The organism is Microbacterium sp. NPDC089698, from assembly GCF_044749045.1.
GTDB lineage: Bacteria > Actinomycetota > Actinomycetes > Actinomycetales > Microbacteriaceae > Microbacterium.
This window is the reverse complement of sequence record NZ_JBIVHE010000009.1, coordinates 22,499-49,120: the sequence shown is the minus strand read 5'-3', so window position 1 is coordinate 49,120 and position 26,622 is coordinate 22,499. Positions and strand designations below refer to the sequence as shown.

At 70.8% G+C, this 26,622-nt stretch carries 20 protein-coding genes, 1 tRNA gene and 1 pseudogene; 10 read left to right on the top strand and 12 right to left on the bottom strand.

The window, feature by feature from the left end:
* Window positions 1-164: 164 nt before the first annotated feature.
* The 3 genes from ACIPY5_RS19220 (at window position 165) to ACIPY5_RS19210 (ending at window position 5,041) form a co-directional block, all read left to right on the top strand.
* Window positions 165-1,703: a Re/Si-specific NAD(P)(+) transhydrogenase subunit alpha gene (locus ACIPY5_RS19220; protein WP_400973668.1), complete on the top strand. Its 1,539-nt coding sequence runs from the start codon at window positions 165-167 to the stop codon at window positions 1,701-1,703.
* Entirely contained in the window at window positions 1,700-3,097 is a 1,398-nt protein-coding gene (gene pntB, locus ACIPY5_RS19215; RefSeq protein WP_400973665.1) for a Re/Si-specific NAD(P)(+) transhydrogenase subunit beta, read from the top strand. The genes ACIPY5_RS19220 and pntB overlap by 4 nt, the downstream gene beginning before the upstream one ends.
* 222 nt (window positions 3,098-3,319) lie before the next feature.
* Window positions 3,320-5,041, top strand: coding sequence for a phospholipase C (locus ACIPY5_RS19210; RefSeq protein WP_400973662.1), 1,722 nt, complete (start codon window positions 3,320-3,322; stop codon window positions 5,039-5,041).
* Window positions 5,042-5,147: 106 nt separating this feature from the next.
* Here ACIPY5_RS19210 and ACIPY5_RS19205 read toward each other — a convergent pair whose 3' ends face one another.
* The 4 genes from ACIPY5_RS19205 to ACIPY5_RS19190 all read right to left on the bottom strand — a co-directional run bounded on the left by ACIPY5_RS19205 (window position 5,148) and on the right by ACIPY5_RS19190 (window position 8,836).
* On the bottom strand, window positions 5,148-6,782 hold the full coding sequence (locus tag ACIPY5_RS19205) for an acyl-CoA dehydrogenase family protein (protein ID WP_400973660.1): 1,635 nt from the start codon (window positions 6,780-6,782) through the stop codon (window positions 5,148-5,150).
* A gap of 46 nt (window positions 6,783-6,828) precedes the next feature.
* Window positions 6,829-7,368: a GNAT family N-acetyltransferase gene (locus ACIPY5_RS19200; protein ID WP_400973657.1), complete on the bottom strand. Its 540-nt coding sequence runs from the start codon at window positions 7,366-7,368 to the stop codon at window positions 6,829-6,831.
* A 100-nt stretch (window positions 7,369-7,468) separates the two neighbouring features.
* Window positions 7,469-8,386 carry a cyclase family protein gene (locus tag ACIPY5_RS19195; RefSeq protein ID WP_400973655.1) on the bottom strand — a complete coding sequence of 306 codons (918 nt, stop codon included), beginning with the start codon at window positions 8,384-8,386 and terminating at the stop codon, window positions 7,469-7,471.
* Window positions 8,387-8,518: 132 nt separating this feature from the next.
* Window positions 8,519-8,836: a DUF2853 family protein gene (locus tag ACIPY5_RS19190; protein WP_309339696.1), complete on the bottom strand. Its 318-nt coding sequence runs from the start codon at window positions 8,834-8,836 to the stop codon at window positions 8,519-8,521.
* A 167-nt stretch (window positions 8,837-9,003) separates the two neighbouring features.
* Between ACIPY5_RS19190 and ACIPY5_RS19185 the strand changes: the two genes are divergently transcribed.
* Together ACIPY5_RS19185 and ACIPY5_RS19180 are read left to right on the top strand one after the other, a co-directional pair.
* Complete coding sequence (locus ACIPY5_RS19185) at window positions 9,004-9,426, top strand: MarR family winged helix-turn-helix transcriptional regulator (protein ID WP_400973652.1); 423 nt, start codon at window positions 9,004-9,006, stop codon at window positions 9,424-9,426.
* 45 nt (window positions 9,427-9,471) lie between these two features.
* Window positions 9,472-10,116, top strand: a complete 645-nt coding sequence (locus ACIPY5_RS19180) for a hypothetical protein (protein ID WP_400973649.1) — start codon at window positions 9,472-9,474, stop codon at window positions 10,114-10,116.
* Between the two features lie 47 nt (window positions 10,117-10,163).
* Here ACIPY5_RS19180 and ACIPY5_RS19175 read toward each other — a convergent pair.
* Both ACIPY5_RS19175 and ACIPY5_RS19170 read right to left on the bottom strand, forming a co-directional pair.
* Window positions 10,164-10,234, bottom strand: a tRNA-Gly gene (locus ACIPY5_RS19175).
* Window positions 10,235-10,460: 226 nt separating this feature from the next.
* Window positions 10,461-11,876 carry an NAD(P)/FAD-dependent oxidoreductase gene (locus tag ACIPY5_RS19170; RefSeq protein WP_400973646.1) on the bottom strand — a complete coding sequence of 472 codons (1,416 nt, stop codon included), beginning with the start codon at window positions 11,874-11,876 and terminating at the stop codon, window positions 10,461-10,463.
* Between the two features lie 171 nt (window positions 11,877-12,047).
* Here ACIPY5_RS19170 and ACIPY5_RS19165 point away from each other — a divergent pair, with 171 nt between their 5' ends.
* The 4 genes from ACIPY5_RS19165 to ACIPY5_RS19150 all read left to right on the top strand — a co-directional run bounded on the left by ACIPY5_RS19165 (window position 12,048) and on the right by ACIPY5_RS19150 (window position 17,247).
* Window positions 12,048-13,490: an APC family permease gene (locus ACIPY5_RS19165; RefSeq protein WP_309339702.1), complete on the top strand. Its 1,443-nt coding sequence runs from the start codon at window positions 12,048-12,050 to the stop codon at window positions 13,488-13,490.
* Between the two features lie 42 nt (window positions 13,491-13,532).
* Window positions 13,533-15,008, top strand: coding sequence for an aldehyde dehydrogenase family protein (locus ACIPY5_RS19160; protein ID WP_400973643.1), 1,476 nt, complete (start codon window positions 13,533-13,535; stop codon window positions 15,006-15,008).
* A gap of 40 nt (window positions 15,009-15,048) precedes the next feature.
* Entirely contained in the window at window positions 15,049-15,528 is a 480-nt protein-coding gene (locus ACIPY5_RS19155) for an Lrp/AsnC family transcriptional regulator (protein ID WP_052680128.1), read from the top strand.
* Between the two features lie 240 nt (window positions 15,529-15,768).
* Window positions 15,769-17,247 (top strand): flavin monoamine oxidase family protein, encoded by a 1,479-nt coding sequence (locus ACIPY5_RS19150; protein ID WP_400973640.1) that lies wholly within the window; start codon window positions 15,769-15,771, stop codon window positions 17,245-17,247.
* 273 nt (window positions 17,248-17,520) lie between these two features.
* On the opposite strand, the gene ACIPY5_RS19145 is transcribed toward ACIPY5_RS19150, so the two are convergent.
* The 6 genes and pseudogenes from ACIPY5_RS19145 to ACIPY5_RS19120 form a co-directional block, all read right to left on the bottom strand.
* Entirely contained in the window at window positions 17,521-19,044 is a 1,524-nt protein-coding gene (locus ACIPY5_RS19145) for an MFS transporter (RefSeq protein ID WP_400973638.1), read from the bottom strand.
* A gap of 41 nt (window positions 19,045-19,085) precedes the next feature.
* A pseudogene (locus ACIPY5_RS19140) lies at window positions 19,086-20,612 on the bottom strand (amidohydrolase).
* A 280-nt stretch (window positions 20,613-20,892) separates the two neighbouring features.
* Window positions 20,893-22,485 (bottom strand): carboxylesterase/lipase family protein, encoded by a 1,593-nt coding sequence (locus ACIPY5_RS19135; protein ID WP_400973635.1) that lies wholly within the window; start codon window positions 22,483-22,485, stop codon window positions 20,893-20,895.
* A 45-nt stretch (window positions 22,486-22,530) separates the two neighbouring features.
* A complete protein-coding gene (locus ACIPY5_RS19130; RefSeq protein WP_400973632.1) occupies window positions 22,531-23,202 on the bottom strand; it encodes a GAP family protein in 672 nt (223 codons plus the stop codon).
* A gap of 59 nt (window positions 23,203-23,261) precedes the next feature.
* A complete protein-coding gene (locus ACIPY5_RS19125; RefSeq protein WP_400973629.1) occupies window positions 23,262-25,016 on the bottom strand; it encodes a hypothetical protein in 1,755 nt (584 codons plus the stop codon).
* Entirely contained in the window at window positions 25,013-25,654 is a 642-nt protein-coding gene (locus ACIPY5_RS19120) for a response regulator (RefSeq protein ID WP_400973626.1), read from the bottom strand. Before ACIPY5_RS19120 ends, ACIPY5_RS19125 begins: the two co-directional genes overlap by 4 nt.
* Before the next feature lie 227 nt (window positions 25,655-25,881).
* Between ACIPY5_RS19120 and ACIPY5_RS19115 the strand changes: the two genes are divergently transcribed.
* Entirely contained in the window at window positions 25,882-26,382 is a 501-nt protein-coding gene (locus ACIPY5_RS19115) for a hypothetical protein (RefSeq protein WP_400973623.1), read from the top strand.
* The last annotated feature ends 240 nt before the right edge of the window (window positions 26,383-26,622 follow it).

The following is a 26,622-nucleotide window of genomic DNA, read 5'->3' as shown; positions in this document are numbered from 1 at the left end:
CGGTGGCCGCGCTGTGTTGCCATGGCGCAAAGATCCGCATTTCTTTGCGCGTAAGATCGCGAAATGTCGAGAACCCCCGACAGCCTGCTCAGTACTCTGAGCAGGTTGTCCGGGCGAGGTCGCCTGGAGTCCCGTCGCCGCAGACGGGCACAGAGGAGGTAGCTATGGCAGTCATCGGCATCGTGCGCGAGCCTGCGGGCGAGTCGCGCGTGGCCGCGACCCCGGCGACGATCGCGTCGCTGCGGAAGCTCGGTCACGACGTGGTCGTGGAGCGCGGAGCGGGATCCGACGCGTCGTATCCCGACGAGGCCTACGCGGCCGCGGAGGCGACCCTGGTCGACCGCGAGCAGGCGTGGGGGAGCGAGATCGTCCTCGCGATCACGCCGCCCGATCCGGAGCGGATCGCACTGCTCTCGGACGGGGCGACCTTCATCGCGCTGCTCTCGCCGGCGCTGCGCCCCGATCTCGTGGAGTCGCTCGCGCAGCGCGGCATCACCGCGCTCGCCCTCGACGCCGTGCCGCGCATCTCGCGCGCGCAGTCGATGGACGTGCTGAGCTCGATGGCGAACATCGCCGGCTACCGTGCCGTCGTCGAGGCCGCGCACGAGTTCGGCCGGTTCTTCACCGGTCAGGTGACCGCGGCCGGCAAGGTGCCGCCGGCCAAGGTGCTGGTCGCCGGCGCCGGCGTCGCAGGCCTCGCGGCGATCGGCGCCGCGTCGAGCCTGGGCGCGATCGTGCGCGCGACGGATCCGCGCCCCGAGGTGGCGGATCAGGTCACCTCGATCGGCGGCGAGTACCTGCCCGTCGACGTTGCCGTGGAGAAGTCCTCCGACGGCTACGCCAAGGCCACGAGCGAGGCGTACGACCGCCGCGCCGCCGAGATCTACACCGAGCAGGCCGCCGACGTCGACATCATCATCACCACGGCCCTCATCCCGGGGCGTGCCGCGCCGCGGCTCATCACGGCGTCGGACGTCGCCGCGATGAAGCCCGGCAGCGTCATCGTCGACATGGCGGCGGGCCAGGGCGGGAACGTCGAGGGATCCGTGGCCGGGGAGCGCATCGTCACCGACAACGGCGTGATCGTCCTCGGCTACACCGATCTCGCCTCGCGCCTCGCCGCCCAGGCCTCGCAGCTGTACGGCACGAACGTCGCCAACCTCGTCGCCCTGCTCACCCCGGGCAAGGACGGCGTGCTCGCGATCGACTTCGACGACGTCGTGCAGCGCTCGGTCACGGTCGTCCGCGACGGCGCCGTCACCTGGCCGCCGCCCCCCGTGCAGGTCGCCGCCGCTCCGGCGAAGGCGCCGGTCGAGGCCGCCGTCGAGATCCCGGAGAAGAAGAGCATGTCGGCCGGGCGCAAGGCCCTGCTCATCGTGCTCGGCATCGCTGCGCTGTTCGCGGTGAACGCGTTCGCGCCCGCACCGCTGCCGCAGCACTTCACGGTGCTGACGCTCTCGGTGGTGATCGGCTTCTACGTGATCGGCAAGGTGCACCATGCGCTGCACACCCCGCTCATGTCGGTGACCAACGCCATCTCCGGCGTGATCGTGGTCGGCGCGATGCTGCAGATCACGGATCCGAATCCGGTCGTGCAGGTGATCGCGGCGATCGCGGTGCTGCTCGCATCCATCAACATCTTCGGAGGGTTCGCGGTCACCCGCCGCATGCTCGCCATGTTCACGAAGGGCGGCCAGAAGTGACCGTCGGGGCTCTCTCCACCGCCGCGTACATCGTCGCGGCTCTGCTGTTCATCCTCAGCCTCGCCGGGCTCAGCCGGCACGAGACGGCGCGCTCCGGCGTGGTCTTCGGCGTCTCGGGCATGGCGATCGCGCTCGTGGCGACCGTGTCGCTGACGGTCGCGCACGCCTGGTCCGGCGGCGCCGTGATCGGGCTGGTGTTCCTGCTGGTCGCCGTGGTCGTGGGGGCCGGGGTCGGCCTCTGGCGCGCCAGGGTCGTCGAGATGACGGGCATGCCCGAGCTCATCGCGCTGCTGCACAGCTTCGTCGGCCTCGCCGCGGTGCTGGTCGGCTGGAACGGCCACCTCGCGCACGCGGAGATCGCGCCCGAACTGGTCGGGATCCACAACGCCGAGGTCTTCATCGGCATCTTCATCGGCGGCGTGACCTTCACCGGATCGATCGTCGCGTACCTGAAGCTGTCGGCGCGGATCTCCTCCAAGCCGCTCATGCTGCCGGGCAAGAACGTGCTCAACGTCCTGGCGCTCGTGGCGTTCCTGGTGCTCACAGTGTGGTTCGTGATCGATCAGCAGCTGTGGCTGCTGATCGCGATCACCGTGCTCGCGTTCGCGCTGGGCTGGCACCTCGTCGCCTCGATCGGCGGCGGCGACATGCCGGTCGTCGTTTCGATGCTGAACAGCTACTCCGGCTGGGCGGCGGCCGCGGCGGGCTTCCTGCTCAACAACGACCTGCTGATCGTGACCGGTGCGCTGGTCGGATCCAGCGGTGCCTACCTCTCCTACATCATGTGCAAGGCCATGAACCGCTCGTTCCTCTCCGTGATCGCGGGCGGCTTCGGGATCGTGGCGTCCGCGTCGGGCGACGAGGAGCAGGGCGAGCACCGCGAGATCACCGCGGAGGGCGCAGCCGACATGCTCACCTCCGCGAAGAGCGTGGTGATCACCCCGGGCTACGGGATGGCGGTCGCGAAGGCGCAGTATCCCGTCGCCGACCTCGTGTCCAAGCTGCGCGAGCGCGGCGTCGACGTGCGCTTCGGCATCCACCCGGTCGCGGGGCGCCTGCCCGGCCACATGAACGTGCTGCTCGCCGAGGCGAAGGTGCCGTACGACATCGTGCTGAGCATGGAGGAGATCAACGACGACCTCGCATCGACGTCCGTGGTGCTCGTGATCGGCGCGAACGACACGGTCAACCCCGCCGCCGCGGAGGATCCGGGCAGCCCGATCGCCGGCATGCCGGTGCTGCGGGTGTGGGAGGCCGAAAACGTGATCGTGTTCAAGCGCTCGATGGCCGCCGGTTATGCGGGCGTGCAGAACCCTCTGTTCTTCCGCGAGAACGCGCAGATGCTGTTCGGCGACGCCAAGCAGCGCGTGGAGGACATCATCGCGGCGCTCTGATCGACGGCGCGGAGCGCACCGCGGGCCGGTCCTGGAAACGGGGCCGGCCCGCGGCGTTTCCTGGGAGAACCCGATGGATCCGGTGAACGGATCGAGAACGGTGCCGGCGACCCCTGTCGCCGGAGGCCTCGTGAGCCTACCGTCGGTGCGGGACCCGATGCCGGGAGAGCCTGGCGTCCTCCGCGGCACCGAGGCCCCTTCCCTCTCACGAAAGGATCCTCGATGTTCCGTTCCCGACTCGGCACGGCCGGCGCTCTCGGCGCTCTCGTGCTGGCGATCGCGGCCGGAGGCGCTGCCGGTGCGCTCCCCGCCGCCGCGTCTCCGCGTCCTGCTGCCGCAGCGACCACCCCGATCCAGCACGTCGTCGTGATCTTCGGCGAGAACGTGTCGTTCGACCACTACTTCGCCACCTACCCGAACGCCGCGAACATCGCGGGCGAGACGGTCCAGGGCACGGGAGCGGCCGCCTCCTCGTTCACCGCCGAGAAGGGCACGCCGAGCGGCATCGCCACGCTCGCGAACGCGGGCCTGCTCGCGCCGAACAACCCCAACACGGTGCAGCCGAAGCGGCTCACCCCGGGCCAGGCCGTCACCTGCGACCAGGATCACGAGTACCTCGCAGAGCAGAAGGCGTACAACGGCGGCGCCATGGACCGCTTCGTCGAGAACACCAGCACCGACACGTGCGGGAACCCCGGCGATCCCCGCTACGCGACGCCGGGCATGACGATGGACTACTACGACGGCAACACCGTCACCGGGCTGTGGAACTACGCCCAGCACTATGCGCTCAGCGACAGCAGCTTCTCCGACACCTTCGGCCCGTCGAGCCCCGGGGCGCTGAACCTCGTCTCGGGGCAGACGCACGGCGTGATCAGCGTGGATCCGTTCACCGGGGCGCAGACCGCGGCGCCCGACGCGTACACCGTGAAGAGCCCGAACGCACAGGGCGTCGGCACCATGACCGAGGATCCGGATCCCGCCTTCGACGACTGCTCCGACAGCAGCCACGCGAAGAGCTACGCGCTCGCCGCGATGCAGGGCCGCAACATCGGCGACCTGCTGAACGAGAAGAACGTGTCGTGGGGCTGGTTCCAGGGCGGGTTCACCCCGCAGAGCACGAAGACGATCAAGGGCGTCGACTACGCCCAGTGCACCACGACGCACACGAACATCGCCGGCGTCTCGTCGACCGACTACAACCCGCATCACGAGCCGTTCCAGTACTTCGCCTCGACGGCCAACCCGCACCACCTCGCGCCGGCCTCCGACGCCGAGATCGGGCACGCCGGCCAGGCCAACCACCAGTACGACATCACCGCCTTCAACCGCGTCGTGGACACCGACAACATGCCGGCGGTCTCGTACCTGAAGGCCCCGAACTATCAGGACGGGCACGCGTCGTACTCCGACCCGATCGATGAGCAGGCATTCGTCGTGAACGAGATCAATGCGATCCAGAAGTCGAAGAACTGGGGCTCGACGGCGATCGTGCTCGCATACGACGACTCCGACGGCTGGTACGACCACGTCGCGGCGACGGTGACCAACGCGTCGAACGACCCGCAGAACGACGCCGCCTGGTGCTTGGACGCGGCCGCCGCCGGCACTCCGATCCTCGGCGGCTACGCCGACCGCTGCGGTCCGGGGCCGCGCCAGCCGCTGCTCGTGGTCTCGCCGTTCGCGAAGAAGGACTTCGTCGACCACACAGTCACCCAGCAGTCGTCGATCCTGCGGTTCATCGAGGACAACTGGGGCCTCGGCCGGCTGGGCGACGGATCCCTGGACGCGGTCGCCGGATCCCTCGGCAACATGCTCGACCTCTCGCACCCGCGCAAGGATGCGTCCCTGACGCTGGATCCGGCCACCGGCACGATCGTGCAGCCGGCCTACTGCGCCGGCAACAACGGCAAGCACCTCGGTCAGGGCGGCGGCTGCAGCTGACCGCGCGCCGATCCGGGCCGCGTGCCAGGCCTCGGGCTCCGCTCTCCTCAGGGGCGGAGCCCGATCCGCAGATCGGTACGGTCGCCGCCGCCGCCGACGGCCCGGCTCAACCGGCGTGGCGCTCGACGATCGCGGCCGCGGACGCAGCCGGCGCGGCCCCGTAGAGGAATCCGCGCGCCCCGCCCAGGCGGGACGCGGCGAAGACGTCGGCGACCTCGGCCGGAGCGTGCCGCACGAGCAGCGACGCCTGCAGCGCCACCGCGAGGGCCTCCGTGAGCCGGCGAGCGCCCGCCTGCGCCTCGGCGGAGGAGGGATCGCGCTGCGCGTCCCGGAGCAGGCGTTCCGTGCCGGTGACGTGGGCGTCGAGGCGGGCGTCCGCGCCTTCCGCGAGGCGCACCTCGGCGAGCAGGGCGTCGGCGGTCTCGGGCTCGCGGGCGATCGCGCGCAGCACGTCGAGCGCGATGACGTTGCCGGATCCCTCCCACACCGCCATGACGGGCTGCTCGCGATAGCGCCGGGCGAGCGGGAAGGCCTCGGTGTAGCCGTTGCCGCCGAGGCACTCCAGTGCCTCGTACGCATGGCCCGGCCCGCGCTTGCAGATCCAGTACTTCAGCACGGCCGTCGCGAGCCGTCGGAACGGCTCGTCCGCCGCAGGGGCGTCGGACTCGTACGCGGCCGCGACCCGCAGGGACGAGGCGATCGCGGCCTCGGTCTCGACCGCGAGGTCGGCGAGCACCTGCGTCATCGCGGGCTGTTCGGCGAGGAGCGCGCCGAACGCCGCGCGGTGCTGCGCATGCCAGATCGCCTCGGCCGTGGCCTGCCGCATGCCCGCGGCCGTGCCGAGCATGCAGTCCAGCCGGGTCTGGTTGACCATCTCGATGATCGTGCGGACGCCGCGGCCCTCCTCGCCGATCAGCCAGGCGATCGTGCCGTCGAACTCGACCTCGCTCGACGCGTTCGCCCGGTTGCCGAGCTTGTCCTTGAGGCGCTGGATGAGGAACGGATTGCGGGATCCATCGGGCAGGACGCGGGGCAGGAGGAAGCAGCTCAGTCCGCCGGGGGCCTGCGCGAGCACCAGGAAGCCGTCCGACATCGGCGCGGAGCAGAACCATTTGTGCCCGGTGAGGATCCAGGATCCGTCGTCGGCCGGCCGTGCGGACGTGCGGTTCGCACGCACGTCGGATCCGCCCTGCTTCTCGGTCATCGCCATGCCGAACAGGGCCGAGGTCTTGCCGGGGGCGAGCGCGGGCGCGTAGTCCCGGGAGAGCAGTCGCGGGAGCCACTCCTCCTGCAGCCCGGCCGATCCGTACTGCTGCAGCGCGGGCACCACCGCGTGGGTCATCGAGACCGGGCAGGCGTGCCCCGGCTCGACCTGGGCGAAGAGCAGGAACTGCGCGGCTCTGGCGACCTGTGCGCCGGGGCGCGGTTCGGCCCAGGCCGCGGTGTGCGCTCCGGCGGCGACGGCGGCGGAGAGGACGCGGTGATAGGACGGGTGGTACTCGACCTCGTCGATGCGCCGTCCCCATCGATCGAACGCCACGAGCTCCGGCTCGTGCGCGTTGGCGAGTTCGGCGTCGTGTTGGAACGCGGCGGATCCGACCAGCTTCCCGGTCGCGATCAGCTCCGGCTCGGCCCAGGATGCGCGGTGCCGCTGCACGCCCTCGACGAGGGGCAGATCGAGCGAGTACTCGTCCAGGCCCTCGCGCGGCGGCGCCTGGTTCGTGACGGTGTGCGTCGCCATGCGGATCCCCTTCGATCGTCTGGTTCGACCGTACGCCGTGGGCGGATCAGTCCGCGGCGCGCCGGGCCGCCCACTCGGAGCGGAGCAGGCCCATCCGCACGATGTCCTCGTACTGCCCGCGCACCCAGGCGTGTTCGCGCTGGCGCCCCTCGACGACGAAGCCCGCCTTCTCGTAGGAGCGGATCGCGGCGGCGTTCGACGCGATCACCTCGAGGTGCACCCGGCGCAGGTTTCCGCGCACGAACGCGAACTCGAGGATCCGGGCCATGGCCTCGGTGCCGATGCCCTTGCCCCGTGCCGTCGGGATGAGCGCGATGCCGACCTCGGCGTGACGCGCGACCTCGTCCACATCGAACAACCCGACGTTGCCGACCGCATCGCCGTCGACGTCGATGACGAAGTTCATGCTGTTCGCCGGGTCCGCCTCGCGTTCGATCACGCGCGCCTCCCAGGCCTGGCGTGTCCGCACCGCGGGCCGGCCGGGGTTGCGCTCCTCCCAGGTGTCCAGATCCGACGCGATCGTGTACAGCGCGTCGAGGTCGGCTTCGGTGCGGGCGCGGAGGGTGACGGCAGGACGCGGGGACATGGGGGACACGCTACCCGCGGGTCGGGACATCCGGTCCGGGCGGCCTCGCGAGAGCCGGTGCCGGGCCGGACCTTGTGCGCCCCGGGAAGGCGGGATCCGCCTAGACGACCGCGTGCGCCCGCACCGGGAACGTGCCGAACCCGGCCACGGCGGGCGGAGCGGCGGTGAAGCGCGCGCCCCGGGCTGGGAGCGATCCGAGGCCGGTCAGGTGCTCGACGACCGGGATCCCCGCGGCGAGCAGGATCGAATGGGCCGGGCGCTCGCCTCCGGACTCGGTGTCGTCGATGTTGAGCGAGTCGATGCCGACCAGCGCGGCCCCGGCGTCGGCGAGGAACCGCGCGGCCTCTCCGGTGAGGAAGGGTGCGCCGTGGGCGTACTCGGGGGTGCCGAAGCGGCGGTCCCAGCCTGTGTGCAGCAGTACTGCCGCGCCCCGCAGCTCGCGGTCGGCGAGGGTCGCGGATCCGATCCCGCGGCTTCCGGGCGACCACGTGTCCGTGAGGTGGAAGACCTCGGCGGGCAGATCGACGAGCCTCTCCAGCGGCAGCGAGGAGAGATCGCCGCCCTCGGCGTAGCGGTGGAACGGGGAGTCGATGTACGTGCCCGTGTTGCCGATCATCGTGATGACGTCCATCGCGAACTCGGTTCCGGGCGCGTACTTCCCTCGCGAGTCCTCCCGGGTGAGGAACGGCGTGATCTCCGGCGCCGGAAGGCCGGGGTAGGTGATCAGGCCCGCCCGGATCGGATGCGACAGGTCGACGATCCGCCGCTCGGAGGCCACGGCCGGGGCGTCGACGCCCCGGCTGCCGCGATGCTGCTCGGCGACGATCCGGAGGTCGTTCAGCACGACCGAATCGACGAGGGCGAGGCCCAGATGGCGGACGAGGAGCAGGCCGATCGCGTCGGCGTCGAGATCGGGGGAGGGCAGGTCGAGGCGGAACCCCTCGCCCTGCATCCCGCCGCCGTTGGCGAAGGAGATGTCGAAGCCGAAGTGCGCGCGGTACTCGGTGGGTTCGGTCATCCCGCCAGTATGGCGAGGATCCGAGGGGCATCGGCGCAGCCCGGCGGATCCAGTCCCTGTGCGAGGGGCGCGCGGGAAGGGCCGCACCCGCGGCTGCGGATACGGCCCTTCCGGTCGTTCAGGGGAGCGGGCTCAGTGGAAGAGGCCCAGCTTGCCGAACTTCTCGGCGAGCAGGTAGTACACCGTGATGCGGCTCTTGGTGCGGTCCGCCTTCATCGTCTCCTTGACCTCGTCGAGTGCGGCGTCGAGCACGGCGTCCGATTCGGTGAGGCCGAGCTTCTTCTGGAGGAAGTTGGTCTTGACGGTCGCGACCTCGTCCTTGTCGGAGAACGCGACGTATGCCGAATCCTGGCTGCTCATCACGAGACGGTAGGTCTTGAGGAGACCCTCGATCGCCGCTTCATCGGCGTTGGGGCGGTAGATCTTGACGTCAGCGGCCCAGTCAGCCATAGGTGTACTCCTTCACGTCCGGCCCGGCTCGATAGCCGTGCTCGCCAGAGATCGTAGACGCCCTGACCGAACAGCGGAAGACGCGCGGCGGAACTGTCGGCGCGAAGGTGCGGCGGCGGATCCGGCGGGATCTTGACTTCTTTAACTTAAGTACTTAAGTTAGTCCCATGAGCGACCTCTCCCATCTGCTGCACGAGCTGGTGATGACGATGGATGCCCAGGGGGAGCGCAAGCTCGCGCCGTTCGGGCTCTCGATGCGCCGATTCGTGACGCTCACGATCATCGGCGAGCATCCGGGGGTCGTCGCGCGACAGCTCGCCGATGCGGTCGGCGTCACCGAGGCGGGGATGAGCGGCATCGTGCGCGACCTCGCCGATGCGGGACTCGTCCGCGCCGAGGGCGTCCCCGGGGGAGGGCGCGCCAAGCCCGTCACGCTGACGTCCGCCGGGACCCGGCGCCTCTCCGAGGCCACGGCGGCGCTCGGCGGATCCTTCGACGACGTCGTGCGTGCGGCGGGCGAGGATCCGGACGACCTGTCCGCCCGCCTCGCCCGCGTGGTCGCGCAGTTGAACGCCGATCCCGCGGACTGAGCAGCGCGGACGTCGGCAGAACCCAGAACTCCGGAAGGGGAGACCGTGGACACTCTTCACTCTCAGCCGATCGCGCTCGTCGCGGCCGGCATCGCACTCGCCCTGTGGCTCGCGCGGATCGTCGTGTTCGCGCGGCTGCACATGCTGCGCGCCCCAGCGCACCTCCTGCACGACACGGTCAGCGACTATGCGAACGGGGCGACCGTGCGGCTGTTCCGTGCGATGAGCGTGATCACCGCCGGAGCCTGGACCGCGACGGCGTTCGCCGTGCTGCTGGGCCTCCCGTCATGGGACTACCGGATCCCCTGCTTCGTGATCCTGCTCGTGGCGGCGGTCACGCCGCTGCTCATGATCGCGGCACCCATCCCGCCGCAGGGTACGCGCCTCGGCGTGCAGGGGATCGTGCACTACGCCCTCGCGATCATCAACTTCGCGGCGGCGTACAGCCCGGCGGATCGGATCGCCGCACTCGTGCAGGGTGCCGCGGCACACGGCGGCTCGCCGCTGCTGGCGGTGATCGGCGGGATCCTCGGGGTGCTGGCCGTGGTGATCCTGGTGGCGCTCATCGCGCTGGTCGCGAGCCTCGTGCTGCCGAGGCTCCGCCGGGTCGTCGGCCTCACCGAGCGCGCGTTCCTGTGGTCGGTCGTGGTGTTCTACACGCTGTTCGCGGTGGCGCTGGTGTTCGGCTGAGGACGCGAAAGGGCCCCCGCCTGCGGCGACGGCCCTTTCGGATGCGGAGGGGCTGACGGGAATCGAACCCGCGCTGTCTGCTTGGGAAGCAGAAGTTCTGCCATTGAACTACAGCCCCGCACGTCGATGACGCCTGGCCAGCATAACAAACGCGCGCGGGTTCCCCGATCCAGTTCCGTCGACGCCCCCTCGTAGTGTCGACGCCCCCTCGTGCGTGCGTTCGTGGGAGGGGGCGTGGGTGCTGCGAGGGGGCGTCGACGAAAGGGGGCGGGCGCGAACGTAACGGACGGGGCGAGGCGGGGCGGGGCGGACGCGGCGACGCGACCGCGGATCCCCCGGGTACGTCAGGAGTCGAAGCCCATGCCCAGGGCGTCGAGCGTGCGCAGGAGGAGGTTTCGCTTGCCCTCGCGGTGATCGGCGCGGTCCATCGACCAGCGGACGGCGTTGATGCCGATCGTCGCGGCCGGCTCGGGCGGGAACGGGACCGGCCGCTCGCGAACCATCTGCAGGGAGGAGCGCTCGGTCTTCGCGCCGTCGAGCAGATCCAGCATCACGTTGCCGGCGAAGCGGGTCGCGGCGACCCCGAGGCCGGTGAAGCCCGCGGCATGCGCCACCCGACCGCCGTGGCTGGTGCCGTAGAAGGCGCAGAATCGCGAGCAGGAGTCGATCGCGCCGGCCCAGCGGTGCGTGAAGCGGATCCCCTCGAGGGCGGGGAAGGTCGTCAGGAAGTGCTCGGCCAGTCGGCGGAACGATTCGGGACGGTCCTCGTAGCGCTCCCGCACCTTGCCGCCGGGGTGGTAGACCGCGTCGTAGCCGCCGAACACGATCCGGTGATCGGCGGTCTGCCGGCAATAGTGGAACTGGTTGGCGATGTCGGCGAGGCCCTGACGGCCCTCCCAGCCGATCTCGGCCCGCTGTGCGGCGGAGAGCGGTTCAGTCGCGAGCACGTAGTCGTAGACGGGGACCGTCATCAGCCGGTTGCGCGTCAGGAGCGAGGGGAAGACGTTGGTCGCGAGCACCGCGCGGTCGGCGCAGACGGCGCCCCTCTCGGTCGTCGCGACGACGCCGCGGTCGACGCGGCGCACTCCGGTCACGCGGGAGCGCTCGAAGATCCGCACGCCGCGCTCCGCGACGACCCTCGCGAGCTCGAACGCGAGCTTCGCCGGATGGACGAGGATGTTCCCGTCCCGGTCCCAGAGCCCGGCCCGATAGGTGGGGGAGGAGATCATCGCCCGCAGGTCGGGTCCGTCCAGGAAGACGTGGCGGTCGTCGTGCCGAGCGCCCGCGAGCTGGCGGCGCTGGTACTCCTCGGTCGCGATCTTCACGACGCCGGTGCGTTCGAGATCGGCGCGGATGCCGTAGCGCTCCGCGGTCGCGGCGATCTCGGCGAGATTCTCCGCGCCCATGCGCTCCAGGGCATCCATCTCCTCGGGCCAGCGGCTCGCGCCGTTGTCGTACCCGTGCGTGAGACTGGCCTCGCAGAAGCCGCCGTTGCGTCCGGACGCCGCCCAGCCGATCCGGTTCGCCTCGAGGATCGTCACCCTGGTGCCGGGGTCGCGCTCGGTCGCGAGCAGCGCGGTCCAGAGTCCGGCGTATCCGCCGCCCACGATCACCAGGTCGGTGTCCACGCGGCCGGACAGCGCATCGTGGTGCTCGGCGGTGGCGTCGTCGAGCCAGAAGACCCGCTGCGCGGTGCCGCTGAGGGCGTGGTCGACGGCGGCCGCCGGGGCCGGCATGCGTTCGAAGGCGGTCTGCGGCATCGCTGCTCCTCGCTGGCATTGACGATTCGGGGTCACCGAGAGGCCGAAAATGCTGATTGGTGAAAAGTACAGATTGATGGTTGCGCATTCCGCAAGAGTTCGCAAGGATGACTCTCGGATGGGTGAATGAGCCCGCCGTCGTGCACTCAACGGAGAGAGTCGAGGAGTCCCATGAGCACGGAAGTCACGTCGCACCCGAGCGACGCGGTGGAGGAGAAGCTCCCGCGCAAGCTGCGCTGGTATGACGCCTTCGCGATGTCGATGACGATGCCGGCGGCCCTGATCGCCACGCTCGGAGCGTCGATCGCGGGCCTCGGCGGCTGGGGAGCAGCGGTGCTCTGGGCCGTCTCGATGGTCATCGCGTTCGTCGTCAACTGGATCTACATCGAGCTGTCCACGATGTTCCCGGAGTCCTCCGGCGGCATCGCGGGCTTCGCGGCCGAGGCCTGGAAGAGCCGTGCGCCCTGGCTCGCCCCCGTCGCCGGCGTCGGCTACTGGCTGCCCTGGGGATCCAACCTCGCGACCTACGGCGCGCTGACGGGCCTCATCATCCAGTCGCAGTGGTTCCCCGACCAGACCTGGGAGCTCGCCTTCGGGCCGATCCACCTCAGCTTCCCGATCGTGATCGGCCTCGTCGTGATCTTCGTGCTCTACGCGATCAACGCGATCGGCGTGCGCGTCACGATGACCTTCGTCTACATCACCGCCGCGATCCTCATGGTCCCGCTGTTCGTCTTCATCGTGCTTCCGCTGTTCAGCAGCGGCTGGCACCCGGGCGAGCTCACCTGGAAGCTGAGCGGCTGGGAGGGCCTGCACACCGCGCTCGTCTGGCTCTACGTGATGGCGTGGACCACGCTCGGCGTCGAGGTCTGCACGACCTTCGCCTCGGAGTACCGCGACCCGGTCAAGGACACGGCGCGGGCGATCCGCGCGGCCGCGCTGTTCTGCCTCGGCGTCTTCTTCCTCGTCCCGATCACGCTCGGCGGATTCGCCGGCGAGGCGGCGATCGGCAAGGATCCGGCTACGTTCTTCGTCGCGGCCTTCGCGAAGCTGGTCCCCTCGGACGCGGCGGCGAACATCATGGTGCTGTGCCTCATCGCGTCGCTCGTGCTGGTGATGCTGACCTCGGTGGCCGACTCCTCGCGCGTGCTCTTCAACATGGGCAAGGAGGGCGTCACCGTCCGGGCCGTGGGCAAGCTCGATCGCCGTGGCATCCCGATGCGCGCGCTCAACGTCATGCTCGTGCTGAACATCGTGCTGCTCGTGGTTCTCCAGCAGCCGCTCGCCATCATCGTCACCGGCAACCTCGGCTACGTCCTCACGCACGTGCTCGCGGTCTCCGGCTTCGCCCTGCTCCGCAAGGACCGCCCGAACGCGGTGCGCCCGATCCGGCTGCCGAACTTCCTCGTGCCGGTCTCGATCGTCCTCGCGGTCCTGCTCGCGGTCATCGTCGTCGTCGGCGCGACCGGGTTCTCGATCACCGGCTACGGCGGGATCCTCGAACTCAGCATCGCGATCGGCATCCTCGCCCTCGGCGTCGTGATCTGGGCGTTCGTCCGTGCCCGCGATCGCCGCAACGGACTCGCTCCGCAGACCGTCGACGACGCCGTCTGACGCTCCCCTTCACCCGATCCCCTCGAGAGGAAATCCATCATCATGACCCTGTCATCCGTCGTCGCCGCATCCGACGTCCTCGTCCCGCACTCGCAGCTGTACATCGCGGGCGACTACGTCGACGCCGCCTCGGGCGAGACCACCGATGTCGTCAGCCCCGTCACGGGCGAGGTGATCGCCGCGGTCGCCGTCCCGGGGCGCGAAGACCTCGACCGCGCCGTCGCCGCCGCCCGCGAGGCGCAGCGCGCCTGGAGCCGCGTCGGCGTCTGGCAGCGCGCCGCGATCCTGCACAAGGTCGGCGACCTCATCTCCGCCAAGCGCGACGAGCTGGCCCGCCTGCTCACGCTCGAGCAGGGCAAGCCGCTGACCGAGTCCTACGCCGACATCGACGAGACCGCGCAGCTGTTCCACCTGCACTCCGAGGACGCGGTGCGCCTGCACGGCGAGACCCTGCCGGCCAACGACACGCACAAGCGGATGTGGACCTTCTACCAGGGCGTCGGCACCTGGGCGATCGTGATCCCGTGGAACTTCCCGGTCCTGATGTTCTCCGAGTTCGCGGCGCCCGGCCTCGCGACGGGCAACGCGCTGGTCGTGAAGCCGCCGACGCACACGCCGCTCACGCTCCTCGCCACGGTCGAGGTGCTCGAGGAGGCGGGCGTTCCGGCCGGTCTCGTCAGCATCCTCCCCGGCGAGGGCGCGTTCGGGGCGGATCTCGTGTCGCACCCGGGCATCGACGCGATCGGCTTCATCGGATCCTCCGCGACCGCCGAGAAGATCGTCGCGACGGCCGGGCTCAAGCGCTCGATCATCGAGGCGTCCGGCAACGGCCCCGTGGTCGTGCTCGACGACGCCGACGTCGAGGCCGCCGCGCGCGCCGCGGTGCGCGGGGCGTACTACAACGCCGGACAGGTCTGCTGTGCGACGGGGCGTGTGCTCGTGGCCAGCTCCGTGCGCGAGCGCTTCGTCGAGGCGGCCCGCGCGGCCGCGCAGGAGGCCGTGCTGGGCGATCCGTTCCACGCCGCGACCACGCTCGGTCCGATGAACAACCACGCGACCGCGAGCAAGGTCGACGCGCATCTCGCCGAGGCCCGCGAGCGCGGCTTCGAGATCGTGGTCGGCGGAGGGCGCGCCGCGGGCTTCCCGACCGACCTCTACTACGACTTCACGGTCGTCGACGGCGTCGCACCCGACGCGCTGCTGAGCGTCGCCGAGACCTTCGGACCGGTCGTCCCGATCATCTCGGCGGACACGGACGACGAGCTGCTGCGCATCGCCAACGACGACGCGCTCGGGCTGCAGGGCGCGGTCTTCACGAAGGACCTCAGCCGCGCCTACCGCTTCGTGGAGCAGATGCGCACCGGTCAGGTGATCGTGAACGACAGCAACGGGTTCTGGGACATCAACATGCCCTTCGGCGGCGTCGGCGGGAGCCGCACGGGCTGGGGCCGCATCGGCGGCAAGCACACGCTGCTCGATATGAGCGACCTGCGCACCGGCGTGATCCACCTCGACTGATGCAGCGGATCCCGACCCTCCTCGCGATAGCCTCGATCCCGTGAACGAGCTTGACGGCCTGGACCACCTGGACCGCCGCATCATCGCGGCGCTCCAGGTGGACGGGCGACGCACCTTCTCCAGCCTCGCCGACGAGTTCGGCGTGCCCGCGTCCTCGGTGCGCTACCGGCTGAAGAAGCTCGAGGACGAGGGGGTGCTGCAGGTCGTCGGGATCGCCAACCCCCTGGCGATCGGCTTCGACCGGCTGGCCCTCATCGGCGTGCAGGTGCGGCCCGGCTCGGCCCGGGCGATCTGCAAGGCCCTCGCCGCGCTGCCGGAGACGAGCTACGTCGTCATCACGAGCGGCAAGTTCGACGTCATGGTCGAAGTGATCTGCCGGGACGTCGCCCACATCGTCGACGTGCTGGAGAACAAGATCGGCGCGCTCGACGACGTCGTCTCGACCGAGTCCTTCTTCGTGCTCGAGGTGCACAAGCTCGCCTACGGCTGGGGAGTCCCCGAGGTCTCCAGCGCCGACTAGGCGCCTCCAGGATCCCCGCGCCCTAACGTCGACGCCCCCTCGTGGTGTCGAGGCCCCCACGTGCGTGCGTCCGTGCGAGGGGGCGCGGGTGCCCCGAGGGGGCGTCGACAACGAAGGGCGGCGCGGTCTCGCGATGACGCGAGGCCGGTGATCGTCGCGCCCCGGGGTGCCCTCGTCGCCCGGAGCGCCCTTCCCCGATCCGACAACGAAGATCCGATCCAACAACGAAGGAGTTGCACCATGGAGAACATCAGTCGTCGCGGAATCCTGCTGGGCGGCCTCGCGGCCGCGGCGGGAATCGCCACCGCAGGAATCGCCGATGCCGGCGCCGCCGCGAGCCCGTCGCTCGCACATGCGGCGGGCGGAGACAACGCCTGGGACGTGATCGTCGTCGGAGCGGGAGCCGCGGGGATCGGTGCCGCGCGCCGGCTCGTCGACCGGAACCCGGCGCTGCGGGTCGCGATCGTCGAGGCCAGGGACCGGATCGGAGGTCGCATGTTCACGGACCGCACGTCGATGGGCATTCCGATCGAGCGCGGCTGCGAGCTGGTGCACGGCGGCCCCTACGCGTCGACCTATCCCTGGATCCAGCAGGCCGGATTCGACATGCGGATGTTCCGCAACAACCACATCCGCCTCGGCAACGCGTCGGCGTCGTCGCCGACGTCGCAGTGGCATCAGTGGGACTCGCCGACGTCGTGGCTGTTCCCGCTCGGCATCCCGGCCGCGCTCGTGCCGTACGACCCGGTGGGGCAGAAGAAGCCGCTGCCCGCCGTGCGACCGGGCGAGATGGCGGACGCGTACTTGGCGCGCATCGGAGTGACGGCGGCGAACACGCCGAGCGGCCTCAACTACCGTCTGACCGACGACAGCGAGCCGCTGTACAACACGGCGGCGTCGGAGGTCGCCGGCCCCCTGCGCGACTGCATCCGGTACACGCTGCATCCCGAGCAGGCCCCGGCGCCGGAGATCCTGGATCCGAACGACTCGCGGTACGACGACGGCGACTACAAGATCATCGGCGGCTACGACCAGCTGCTGCACGTCATCGCGGGCACGGTGCCGGTGCTGCTGCAGACCGTCGTGCAGGAGGTCGCCTACACGTCCAACGGCGTCGAGCTGCGCACCTCGAAGGGAGCGATGTTCGGCCGCAGGGTGATCTTCGCGGTGCCCGCCGGCGTCATGCAGCGCCGCAGCATCGCCTTCACGCCCGGCCTGCCGGTGCCCAAGTGGGCGGCCTTCGACGCGTTCCGGTACGAGGACATCTTCAAGTGCGTGCTCGAGTTCACCGGCAAGGTGTTCACGCCCCGCGGCTCCGACGACTGGGGCTACGCCGAGACCATGGACGGCTTCCCCACCACCCTGTGGAACGCCTCGATCGCCTATCCCGGCTACCAGGGCCAGGTCATCGTCGGCTGGGAGACCGGCGCCGCGGCGAAGGAGCTCCACGCTCTGCCCCTCGCGCAGAAGTACCAGGCTGTGCTCGACGTGGTCCGCAAGTCCGCCGGTGATCAGGGGCTGCAGTACCACAAGGCCGTGCTGACGGACTGGGCCAACGAGCCGTACTCGTGGGGCCCCTACGGGAGCGGCGGCAACGCGAACCAGATGTCGGCGACGGTGAGCGGCGTCCTGTTCTGGGCCGGCATGCGCACGAGCACCGTGTCGGAGTCGTACAGTTCGGGGGTCGCGCAGGCGGATCTGCTTCTCGCGTCCCTCTGATCCGGCCGCGGCGTCTTCCTGCGGCGCCTTCCTGTCGGCGCCCCCTCGTACTGTCCACGCCCCCTTGTGCGTACGTCCGTGCGAGGGGGCGTGGGTGCTGCGAGGGGGCGTCGGCACAGCTTCTTCCGGCGCTCGGGCCCGCGCTCCGTCCCTGAGAGCGCGGGCCCGAGCGGCCCCAGCCCCATCCCCAGCTCGGTCCCGTCGTTCCCCGAGAACGCGGGACCGCATCGCGGACGACACCTGAGCAGTACGCTCAGGGCGCCGTCCGCGAAGTCATCCGGCCGCCGCCTCCGGGCGGGTTCCCCGCACGATCAGTCGCGAACCGGCGAATGCCGCGAGCATGGCGAGGACGGCGATCGCGATCATCAGAGCCCCGAACCCGTCTCGGTAGGCGGCTGTGGCGGCCTCGAACACCTGCGGTGCAGGGCGCGTGCCGTCCTTGGCGTAGGCGCCGACGCCGCGCAGCGCTGAGGCCACGTCGGCGTCCGACATGCCTGTGGCCCGCAGGCGCGCGGTGATCCCCGAGATCGTGAGCTGCGTGACGACGACCGTGGACAGGGCGGTGCCGAGCGAGTAGAACAGCTGCCCGAAGGTGGTGCGCGCGCTCGTCACAGGGCCGTAGAACTCCGCGGGGGCCTCGCTCAGGATCAGCGTGCCGTAGGGAAGCGACGCCGCCGTCACACCGAACGCGACGAGCACCCCGGCGGGCACGAAAGCGATCGGAGCGTCGGCGTTCCGCGCGAAGGCGGCCGCGACGAAGCCCGCCGCCGTGAGCAGCCCGCCGAGCAGCAGCGACGCCTGCGGGGTCATCCCGCGGGTCATGAGACGACCGAGGATCACTGCGCCGACGATCGACGTGATCGACACCGGAAGCTGCCACACCGCGACCGCTGCGGGAGTGAGCCCGAGGACGTACTGCCAGAGGTTGGTGAGCTGGAGGAAGGCCACGGCGACCCCGAAATTGAAGACGAATCCTGCGCACAGAGCACCGAGGAAGAGCGGGCGGCGGAACAGGAGAACCGGGAAGAACGGGTGGCGCACCCGCGTCTGCGACCACGCGAATGCTCCGAGGAGAAGGATCCCGGAAGCCATCACGGCCCACGTGACCGGGTTCGTCAGCGATGACGCCAGCTGCGAGACCCCATACAGGAACACCACCATCCCGGCCGCGAGCAGGAGCTGACCCCAGACATCGCGCCGCTCCGTCACGCTCGGCGCGACCGCGGGGAGCAGCGTCAGGACCGCGGGGATGGCGGCGGCCGACAGCGCGGGGACGAGGAGGAAAGCGAGACGCCAGTCGGCGCCGGCGAGGAGTCCGCCGGAGAAGGTGAAGACGACGCCGGCCGCACCGGCGACGGCGGCGAAGGTGGCGACGGTCGCGGGAAGGCGTCCGGGCGCGGCGAGCACCTGGATGTAGGCGAAGGCCGCCGCGTACACGGCGCCGAGCCCGATGCCGGAGACCGCCTGCCCGACGATGTAGACGAGCGCGGTCGGGGCCACGGCGACGAGAGCCTGACCCGCGATGCTCGCCAGCAGCGCAGCGACGAGCATCCTGCGGCGTCCGATCCGGTCGGCGATCAGCCCCGTCGTGATGACGGACGCTGCGATCGCGAGGGTCTGCATCGACGCGCCGAGCGCCTGCGCGCCCCCGACCATGTCGAGGCCGCGGCTGGCGCCGACGAGCGCGGTGGCGGCGATGTTGGGTGCGGCGCCCTGGACGGCGGCCAGGACGCCCAGAAGGGGGACGGCGAGGCGCGACGCGGTGCGGGGGACGTCGGCGGTGGCGGTGTCGTTCATTGCGTGAAGGGTCTCTCTGCCCGATGAGGAGGCGAGGGCGGTCAGGAGGAGAAGGCGACGGCGCCGTCGATGTAGGTGGCGTGCACGGCGATCCCGTCCCAGCCGGCGGGATCGCTCGACCACGGGTCGGCGTCGACGACGGCGAAGTCGGCACGCATGTCCTGGCGCAGCGTCCCGCGGTCATCTGCGTGGATCTGCCAGGCGGCGTGGGTGGTGATCGCGGCGAGGGCCTGTTCCGCTGTGGCGCGCTCATCGGGCCCGAGCACGGATCCGTCCGCTTCGAGGCGGCGCAGCACGGCCGTCTGCGCGCTGTGCAGCGGATGCACCTTGGTCACGTTGTAGTCGGAGTGCAGGCTCGGGCGCAGTCCCGCTCGGTAGGCGGACGCCACTCGATCGAGCCGTGCGGCGCGCTCGGCGCCGAGGATCGTGTCCCGGAACGCGGCGCCTCAGAAGTACACGTGGTCCATGAGGAAGCTCGGCGAGATCCCGGCGGCGGCCATCCGTGCGAGCTGGTCGTCGGTCGTGACGGAGGCGTGCTCGAAACGGTGCCGCAGATGCGGATCCGTCCCGGGCAGGAGATCTTCTGCGGCCTCCAGGGCCAGCTCGACCGCCGCATCGCCGTTGGTGTGGATCATGAGCTGCCACCCGTCGTCGAGGCCGGCTCGCATCGCACCGCGCAGGCCCTCGGGCGTCCAGTTCGCGTGCCCGCCGGAGGTCTCGCCGAGATATGGCTGCAGGAAGTAGCCGGAACGGCCCTGGTTGGAGCCGTCGGCGACGAGCTTCCAGGCATCCGCCCTGACCATCTCGTCCCCGCTGAACGGCGTGACGCCCGCGGCCTTCCACGCGGCGGCGGCCTCCGCGGGGCTCGCGCAGCCGGCGAGCGCGGAGAACTGCGCGGTCGACACCCTTGTGGGCAGCCGCTGCGCGCCGTTGAGCTGGTGCAGCAGGGCGATCTCGCTGACGCCGGCGAGCGTTCCGGTCATCGCCTCCCGCATCGAGGTGACGCCCTGGCCCGCGAACTCTGTGAGGATCCGCCGAACCCCGCGCGCCACATCGGCGGCGTCGGGTCGGGGGAGGTTCGCGAGGAGCATCGTCACAGCGGGTGCTTCGCCGACGACGCCGGTCAGGCGCCCGTCGATCTTCTCCAGGGTGCCGCCGGCAGGAGCCGGCGTGTCGTCGGAGATGCCTGCGGCCGCCAGCGCGGCGCTGTTGGCGTAGGCGAAGTGCATCGACGCGTTGAGCACGATGACGGGGCGGTCGGTCGCGACCCGGTCGAGGATCTCCCGGGTGAGCGCAGGTTCGCCGGGGTAGAGGCTGGGGTCGAAGAGCTTCGCGAGCACGTACTGACCGGGCGCCGTGGCGGCGGCCGCCGCCTTCAGCGCGGCGACGACGTCATCGAACCCGGGGCAGGCGACGTGCGAGACGTCGGTCCAGTCCAAGGTCATGAGCGACACCCAGATGTGGGCGTGCGGCTCGATGAGGCCGGGGATGACCACGCCGTCGGGCGAGAGGACGGTCGTGGCGGGGCCGGTCAGCCCGTCGAGCTCGGCGACGGATCCGAGCGCCATGATGCGTCCGCCGGAGACGGCCATCGCCTCGGCCGTCGGCGCCGCCGGGTCGCCCGTGGAGATGCGCCCGACGACCAGCAGGTCGGCCGTCGAGCCGTCGGTGCGACCCGCGGCGTAGCGAGCGGGAGAGATCCCCTGGCCGACGGCGGAGATCGCGGGGGAGAGGTGGGCGCGGCTCGTCGGGAGGGCGGCGCAGCAGTCGTCGGACACGGGACTCCTTGGGGTAGGGAGGTGGGGGAGGGGAGCGACATCGCCCGGAGGGCGCGGGCGGCGAGGCGGATCAGCGGAAGTCGAGGACCTCGTCGCCCCAGGCGGGCCGCAGCGGCCCGTCGAGGTCGTCGACGACCGCATCCTGCCGGTCGATCACGAGGGTCGCCCTGATCCCGCCGTCGTCGGCGACGGAGTACGCAGGCCAGACCGGCCCCTCGGCCGCGTCGGGGGTGCGGCCGTGGGCGAACGCCGTCCACCGCTGCTGCATGCGTGCGGATATCGCTTCGGCGATGCGGCGCCCGCCGAGGCGGAACGTCGGATCCTTCGGGCCGCCGTTCAGGTTGCCCCACAGATAGGGGAGCTCGGTGGCGTGGGTGGCGCCGAGACCGATCAATCGCAGGAAGGGGGCTGCGTGGTCGAAGCGGTACAGCCAGACGTCGGAGTGCGCGCTGTGTCCTTCGGCGATCCACAGCGTGGGCATCCGGAACCCGATGTCCCGGGCGATGCCGAGACCCATCGCGCGCTGCCGCACGTTCTCGTAGGCCGTCTGCACCTGGGCGACGGAGGGCATCGTGAGGGCGGGATTGTCGGCTGCCATGTCCGCGAACATCTGCCGGATGCGGTCGTCGGTGATGGGGATCAGCGGCGACTTCATGAACCTGAACAGCGAAGCCTCGTCCTTGTTCGTTCCGATCATGAGGGGCACGGGAAGCCCTCGTCCGTCATGCAGCACGGCGACAGGAGCCTCGGGGAGGAGGTCGCCGTCGATGACCGGAGCGAACGCCAGGGTCCCCGGCGCGGCGTCGGGGACGGCCGCGTACACGGCCATCCCTGCCGTCACGACCTCCTCGGCGGTCGCCTCGCGCAGCGCAGCCGCCGCGGAGGGGTCCGCGGGGTCGATGCCGAGCTCGGCGGCGAAGCGCTCCGCCACGTCGCGCGCCCGATCGACGCCGTACATGCTCGAAGCAGGAGAGGACTGCGCGATCGCGCGGTGGAAGAGCCCCTCGGCGGAAGGGGTCGCGAGCAGAGTGGTGACCAGTCCGCCACCTGCGGACTCGCCGAACACCGTCACCCGATCCGGATCGCCGCCGAAGGACGCGACGTTGTCCTGAACCCAGCGCAGAGCCAGCAGCACGTCCTTGAGCGCGAGGTTGCGGTCGAAGCCGCCATCGGGGAGCAGGCCGGCGAGGTCGAGGAACCCGAAGGCCCCGAGGCGGTAGTTCACGGTCACCACGACCACGTCGCCGGCACGCACCAGCGAGGTCGCGTCGAAGAGCGGCTGGCTGGAGGAGCCGAACGTGTAGGCGCCGCCGTGCAGCCAGACCATGACGGGCAGCGGCTCGAGCGCGTCCTCGGGCGCCCATAAGTTCAGGGCGAGGCAGTCCTCGTCGAGGATGACGTCGTCGCCGAGCGGTACCGACGGGTTCGCGGATTGCGGGCACGCCGGACCGTAGGCGGTGGCGTCGGTCTCGCCCTCCACCCGGGCGGCGGCGATCGGGTCGCGCCACCGCAGCCCGCCGACGGGCGCCACGGCGTAGCGGATGCCTCGCCAGGAACGGACGCCATCGGCGGCGGCGCCCCGGAAGGTTCCCGCGGGGGCCGCGACGGTGCGGACGTCACCGACCGTGGGCGCGGCGGAAGGGGTGGGTTCCTGGTGCGACATGGTTCCTTCTCTCTCGGACGTCTTTCGTGGCGGGGTGCGCCGGGATCAGGCGGTGAGACGGTGCACGATCGAGGCCACCTCGTTGGCGGAGAGGAGCGCGAACACGACCGTCATCATCGCCGCGTTGTGCGCGATCAGCTGGCCCTTCAGACCCTGCAGTGCGGCGCGGACACGGGCAGAGCCGCCGAGCTCGACGAGTGCGGGAGCGATCAGCAGGAAGGACGCGGCGAGTGCGAGCACGAGGCACAGGGCCACGGTCGCCCAGAGCGGCAGATGCGCCTCTCCGATGAGCGCTCCGCCCTTGAGCCCGAGGGGCACGTTCTTGGAGTTCACGGCCGCCATGACCACGCCCAGTCCCGCGGCGCGTGCCGGCGTGACGGCGTCGATCGCGGCGAGCCATCGCGGCGCCACCGCGGGCTCGCCGTTCCGAGGACGCGACCGCCAGCTCAGCGCGGCGAACACGGCGAACCCCGCTGCGACCAGGATCGACACCACGAGCGAGACGACACGACTGCCCGAGGTGGCGGTGGAGACGTTCGCGGAGGCGATCGCCCCGATGACGATCGGCACGAGTGAGATCAGCGTGAACGAGGTGGTGAAGGCCGGGGCGGAGCGGCGCCCGCGCGGCGCGAGCACGATGGCGACGATGGCGACGATGGGGAGCGGAGACAGCGACATCCCCACCGCCAGCGGGATGAGATCGTGCAGGTCGTTCACGTCGGCATCCGTTTCGCGTCGCGGCCCCGGACGGTTCGTCCGGGGATCCGCTGGCGATATTACGGTTGCCGTCGAGGGCGTCCCGCGGGATGTTCGGCTGACACGACAGCGGTGTGCGGCAGGGCGAAGGCGGCTTCCAGAACGGCCCCGTCGGGCGCGGGAAGCAGACGCGCGTGGAGGTCGCGCATGTGCGATGCCGGCCGCAGCTGCGCGCCGGGAGCCAAAGCCCCGAACGACCTCACCTGCACTCGCAGGTGAGGTCCTGCGCCGGTGGCGATGACGTCGAGCGAGATGTCGACGCGGCGCTCGGTGCCGTGCTTCACGGCGTTCAGAAGGCCCTCGGCGATGAGGTCGTAGGCGTCGCGCGCCGCCCAGGGCGCCGAGCCCCTTGCGGTCCGGGCCGTCTCCGACTCGTCGATCCGCAGGTCCATCACATGCCCCCAGGTGCCGAACAGGGCTGCCAACTCCGCATCGGGGTCGTCTGCTGCGCCGTCCGGCGACATGGTCGTCGCCATTCGCGAGACCGTCTCGTCGAGGTCCTGCTGCAGCACCGCGATGTCGGTGCGGGTCGGATCCGGGTGGGCGAGCGCGAACACGGTGCATCCGCCCTGCCCGTCCCGATGCAGCAGCTCCGCCGTGCGCCGCAGCCCCTCGCGCGCCGGCCTGGTGCCTTCCCGTGCGGTGCGCTGAGCGCTCCTGATCGCCCCGGACAACCGGCGCTGTTCACGGCGCTGCGCGTGCAGGACGCCTGCGCAGAGTCCGGTGAAGAGCGCGTAGGCGAGGTAGACGACGGCCGCCACGGCCGCGGTCGCGGTCGGCGCGCCGCTCACGACCGCGAGAGCTGCGAGGGCGAGCCCCAGGACCGCCGACATCGCAAGGAAGGCCGCGGGCCTCGCTCCCCGGGGTCGGGCCAGGGCGCGGCTGCGCGATCCCGCATCGACGGCCAGCCCGCCGACGACGAGCACGGGGATGCCGAACAGCAGCTCGGTCGCGCTCTGGCTGCGCAGGGCGTAGGGCAGCATCGTGGCGCCGTACAGGAGGACGACCACGCCCTTCGCGGGCACCCGGTACGGCACTCGGTGTGCGGCGGCTTCCGCAGGAACGGCGGCGGCCCCGGCGTGGTGCGGATCATGGCCAGGCGCCGCCATTGCCGTGTCCGGCTCGTCGGCGAGCGCGCGCAGCCGATGGCTCCAGGTGCGAAAGCCTCTCGAACCGAGACACCGGACGACCGCAACGGTTCCGTTGTCGGTGCCGAGCGCCGCGATCCCCGCACGCAGGCGGGAGGCGGCAGTGAGAGCGATGCTGTGCGCTCGTTCGTCGAAGATGCGAGAGCGCGCCTCCGCCTGGACGAGTTCGGCGGCGACGGAGCGCAGCAGCAGATTGGTGCTGCGCAGACCGCGGAACGAACCTTCCAGGACGGCCACGACGGCGAACACGACTCCCCACACCAGGACGTTCGTCGCGATGCGGAAAGGAAGCTGCCAGGCCGGCGGCGTCGACAGCGCCGAAGCGGAGGTCCACAGATCCTGCAGGATCGGTCTCAGCGCGCTGCAGAGCAGCAGCCCCAGGACGACGGCGACGGCGCGTGCGCGGGGCCCCCGCAGGCATCGCTCTCCGACGGCGACCGCGCCCAGGGCGCAGGCGAAGCACAGCCACGTCACGAGGGTCGCAGGCCAGGCACTCGGCGCGTCGACCCCCGCCCCGAAGGGGGCCATCACGGTCGCAGAGAGGGGCAGGGTCGCGGCGAGCGACCAGATCGTGAGGAAGCGCCCGCTGCGGAGCGCGCCGTGCACCGCGGCGAGGAGGCCTCTCATCGTGCGGGGCCGAACGCGGCGAAGTACATCGCCGCCGCGGCCACGCGCGGACTCACGGTGGGATCGCCGGTGACGTCGAGCCGGTCGAAGAGCCGGCTGATCGATCGCTCGACGGCGCGCACGGTCGATCCGGTCTCCGCGGCGATGCGATCGTTCGACCAGCCGCGGGCGATCATCGCCAGCACGTCGAGCTGATGCCGCGTGAGCGCACCGAGCCCCTCGCGTGACGGTCCGGGATCCGCTTCCGGCGCCGGGTGCGCCGACAGGGCCTGCTCGAGGGCGTCGACGAGCGTCGCAGGCGAGTCGAGGGTCTGCTTCGGGACGAAGACGGCGCGGGCGATGCCCATCGCTGCGGCTCCGGCTACGGCGCGCGGATAGCTGCTGAGGAAGACGATGGCCAGATGAGGCGCGAGCTCGGAGAGCATCGTCGCGAGCTCCGCGCCCGAGGGGCGGGAGCCGAGGTCGATGTCGGTGAGCAGCGCGTCGGGATCGAACTCCGTGAACAGCTGCGCCGCGGTCGCCGCGTCCGCCGCCGCGGCCGTCTCGAAGCCGTGCCGCTGGAGCACATCGCAGAGCAGGATGCGCAACGCCGACTGGTCCTCCACGACCAGGACTCGACGCGTCCAGTCCGTGCTCACGGGTACACCCTAACGGAGCGTGTCATGGCGGCTGTCCCGTCGCCGGAAGGCCCGGGAGCCCGATCGACCGTGGTGGGCGACGGCATCTCGGTGCGGTCACGATCGCGCCGGATCCGGCGGCCCGGTCCGAACCTATGCGCCAGCTCGGAATAGTGTGGAAGGCGACCATGGCTGTCGCGCCCTCACGGACCGGCAGCCACATCCATGCAGAGACCGGAGAGCTCACGATGAACAAGGCAACCCTGACCCGGATCGGCGGCCTCGCCGCAGCGATCGCCCTCACCGCCACGATGACCGCCTGCTCGGGCGGCCAGAGCGTGGTCGACGCTTGCAAGATCGCGAACGCGGAGATGACCAAGGCCACCTCGAGCGTCTCGAGCGACCTCAACGCGGCCGTGCAGAAGGCCACCCAGGGCGAGAAGGTCGACTTCGCCGGAATCTTCGCCCCCGTGCAGAAGGGTCTCGACGAGGCGGGCAAGAAGGTCACCAACGAGACCGTCAAGGCCCCGCTCACCGCTTTCGCGAGCGAGTTCGAAGGCTTCATCAAGGTCTACGAGGGTCTTGAGATCCCCGATCTGAAGAACATCGATGCGACCGACCCGGCGTCGATGGACAAGGTCAAGCAGGCGCAGGACAAGATCCAGGAGGTCTCGACCAAGGCGCAGGCCGCCAGCGCCAAGCTCACCGAGCAGGGCAAGAAGCTGCAGGAAGTCTGCAACAAGGGCTGACGCCCTCGGCGCACGCCGCACGCTCAGAAGGGGCGCCGCTCGGGGGATCCGGGCGGCGCCCCTTCGCGGTGTCGAGGCCCCCTCATGGCGTCGGCGCCCCCTCGCGCGTGCGTCCGTGCAAGGGGGCGCGGGTGCTGCGAGGGGGCGTGGACGCAAGGTGGCGCGCGCAGGAAGTTCGTTCTTTGTCAGCTGATTCTCTTCCCTTGCATAGGGGTTTCACGGTAATCCTGAATCTTGTGT

What these genes read in the sequence shown, in the direction of transcription:
- ACIPY5_RS19165 (WP_309339702.1), top strand. Translation starts at nt 12,048, where the DNA reads ATGAGCACGGAAGTCACGTCGCACCCGAGCGACGCGGTGGAGGAGAAG.
- ACIPY5_RS19125 (WP_400973629.1), bottom strand. Translation starts at nt 25,016, where the DNA reads ATGAGAGGCCTCCTCGCCGCGGTGCACGGCGCGCTCCGCAGCGGGCGC.
- ACIPY5_RS19195 (WP_400973655.1), bottom strand. Translation starts at nt 8,386, where the DNA reads ATGACCGAACCCACCGAGTACCGCGCGCACTTCGGCTTCGACATCTCC.
- ACIPY5_RS19210 (WP_400973662.1), top strand. Translation starts at nt 3,320, where the DNA reads ATGTTCCGTTCCCGACTCGGCACGGCCGGCGCTCTCGGCGCTCTCGTG.
- ACIPY5_RS19115 (WP_400973623.1), top strand. Translation starts at nt 25,882, where the DNA reads ATGAACAAGGCAACCCTGACCCGGATCGGCGGCCTCGCCGCAGCGATC.
- ACIPY5_RS19145 (WP_400973638.1), bottom strand. Translation starts at nt 19,044, where the DNA reads ATGAACGACACCGCCACCGCCGACGTCCCCCGCACCGCGTCGCGCCTC.
- ACIPY5_RS19160 (WP_400973643.1), top strand. Translation starts at nt 13,533, where the DNA reads ATGACCCTGTCATCCGTCGTCGCCGCATCCGACGTCCTCGTCCCGCAC.
- ACIPY5_RS19185 (WP_400973652.1), top strand. Translation starts at nt 9,004, where the DNA reads ATGAGCGACCTCTCCCATCTGCTGCACGAGCTGGTGATGACGATGGAT.
- ACIPY5_RS19190 (WP_309339696.1), bottom strand. Translation starts at nt 8,836, where the DNA reads ATGGCTGACTGGGCCGCTGACGTCAAGATCTACCGCCCCAACGCCGAT.
- ACIPY5_RS19220 (WP_400973668.1), top strand. Translation starts at nt 165, where the DNA reads ATGGCAGTCATCGGCATCGTGCGCGAGCCTGCGGGCGAGTCGCGCGTG.
- ACIPY5_RS19170 (WP_400973646.1), bottom strand. Translation starts at nt 11,876, where the DNA reads ATGCCGCAGACCGCCTTCGAACGCATGCCGGCCCCGGCGGCCGCCGTC.
- ACIPY5_RS19205 (WP_400973660.1), bottom strand. Translation starts at nt 6,782, where the DNA reads ATGGCGACGCACACCGTCACGAACCAGGCGCCGCCGCGCGAGGGCCTG.
- ACIPY5_RS19200 (WP_400973657.1), bottom strand. Translation starts at nt 7,368, where the DNA reads ATGTCCCCGCGTCCTGCCGTCACCCTCCGCGCCCGCACCGAAGCCGAC.
- ACIPY5_RS19150 (WP_400973640.1), top strand. Translation starts at nt 15,769, where the DNA reads ATGGAGAACATCAGTCGTCGCGGAATCCTGCTGGGCGGCCTCGCGGCC.
- ACIPY5_RS19135 (WP_400973635.1), bottom strand. Translation starts at nt 22,485, where the DNA reads ATGTCGCACCAGGAACCCACCCCTTCCGCCGCGCCCACGGTCGGTGAC.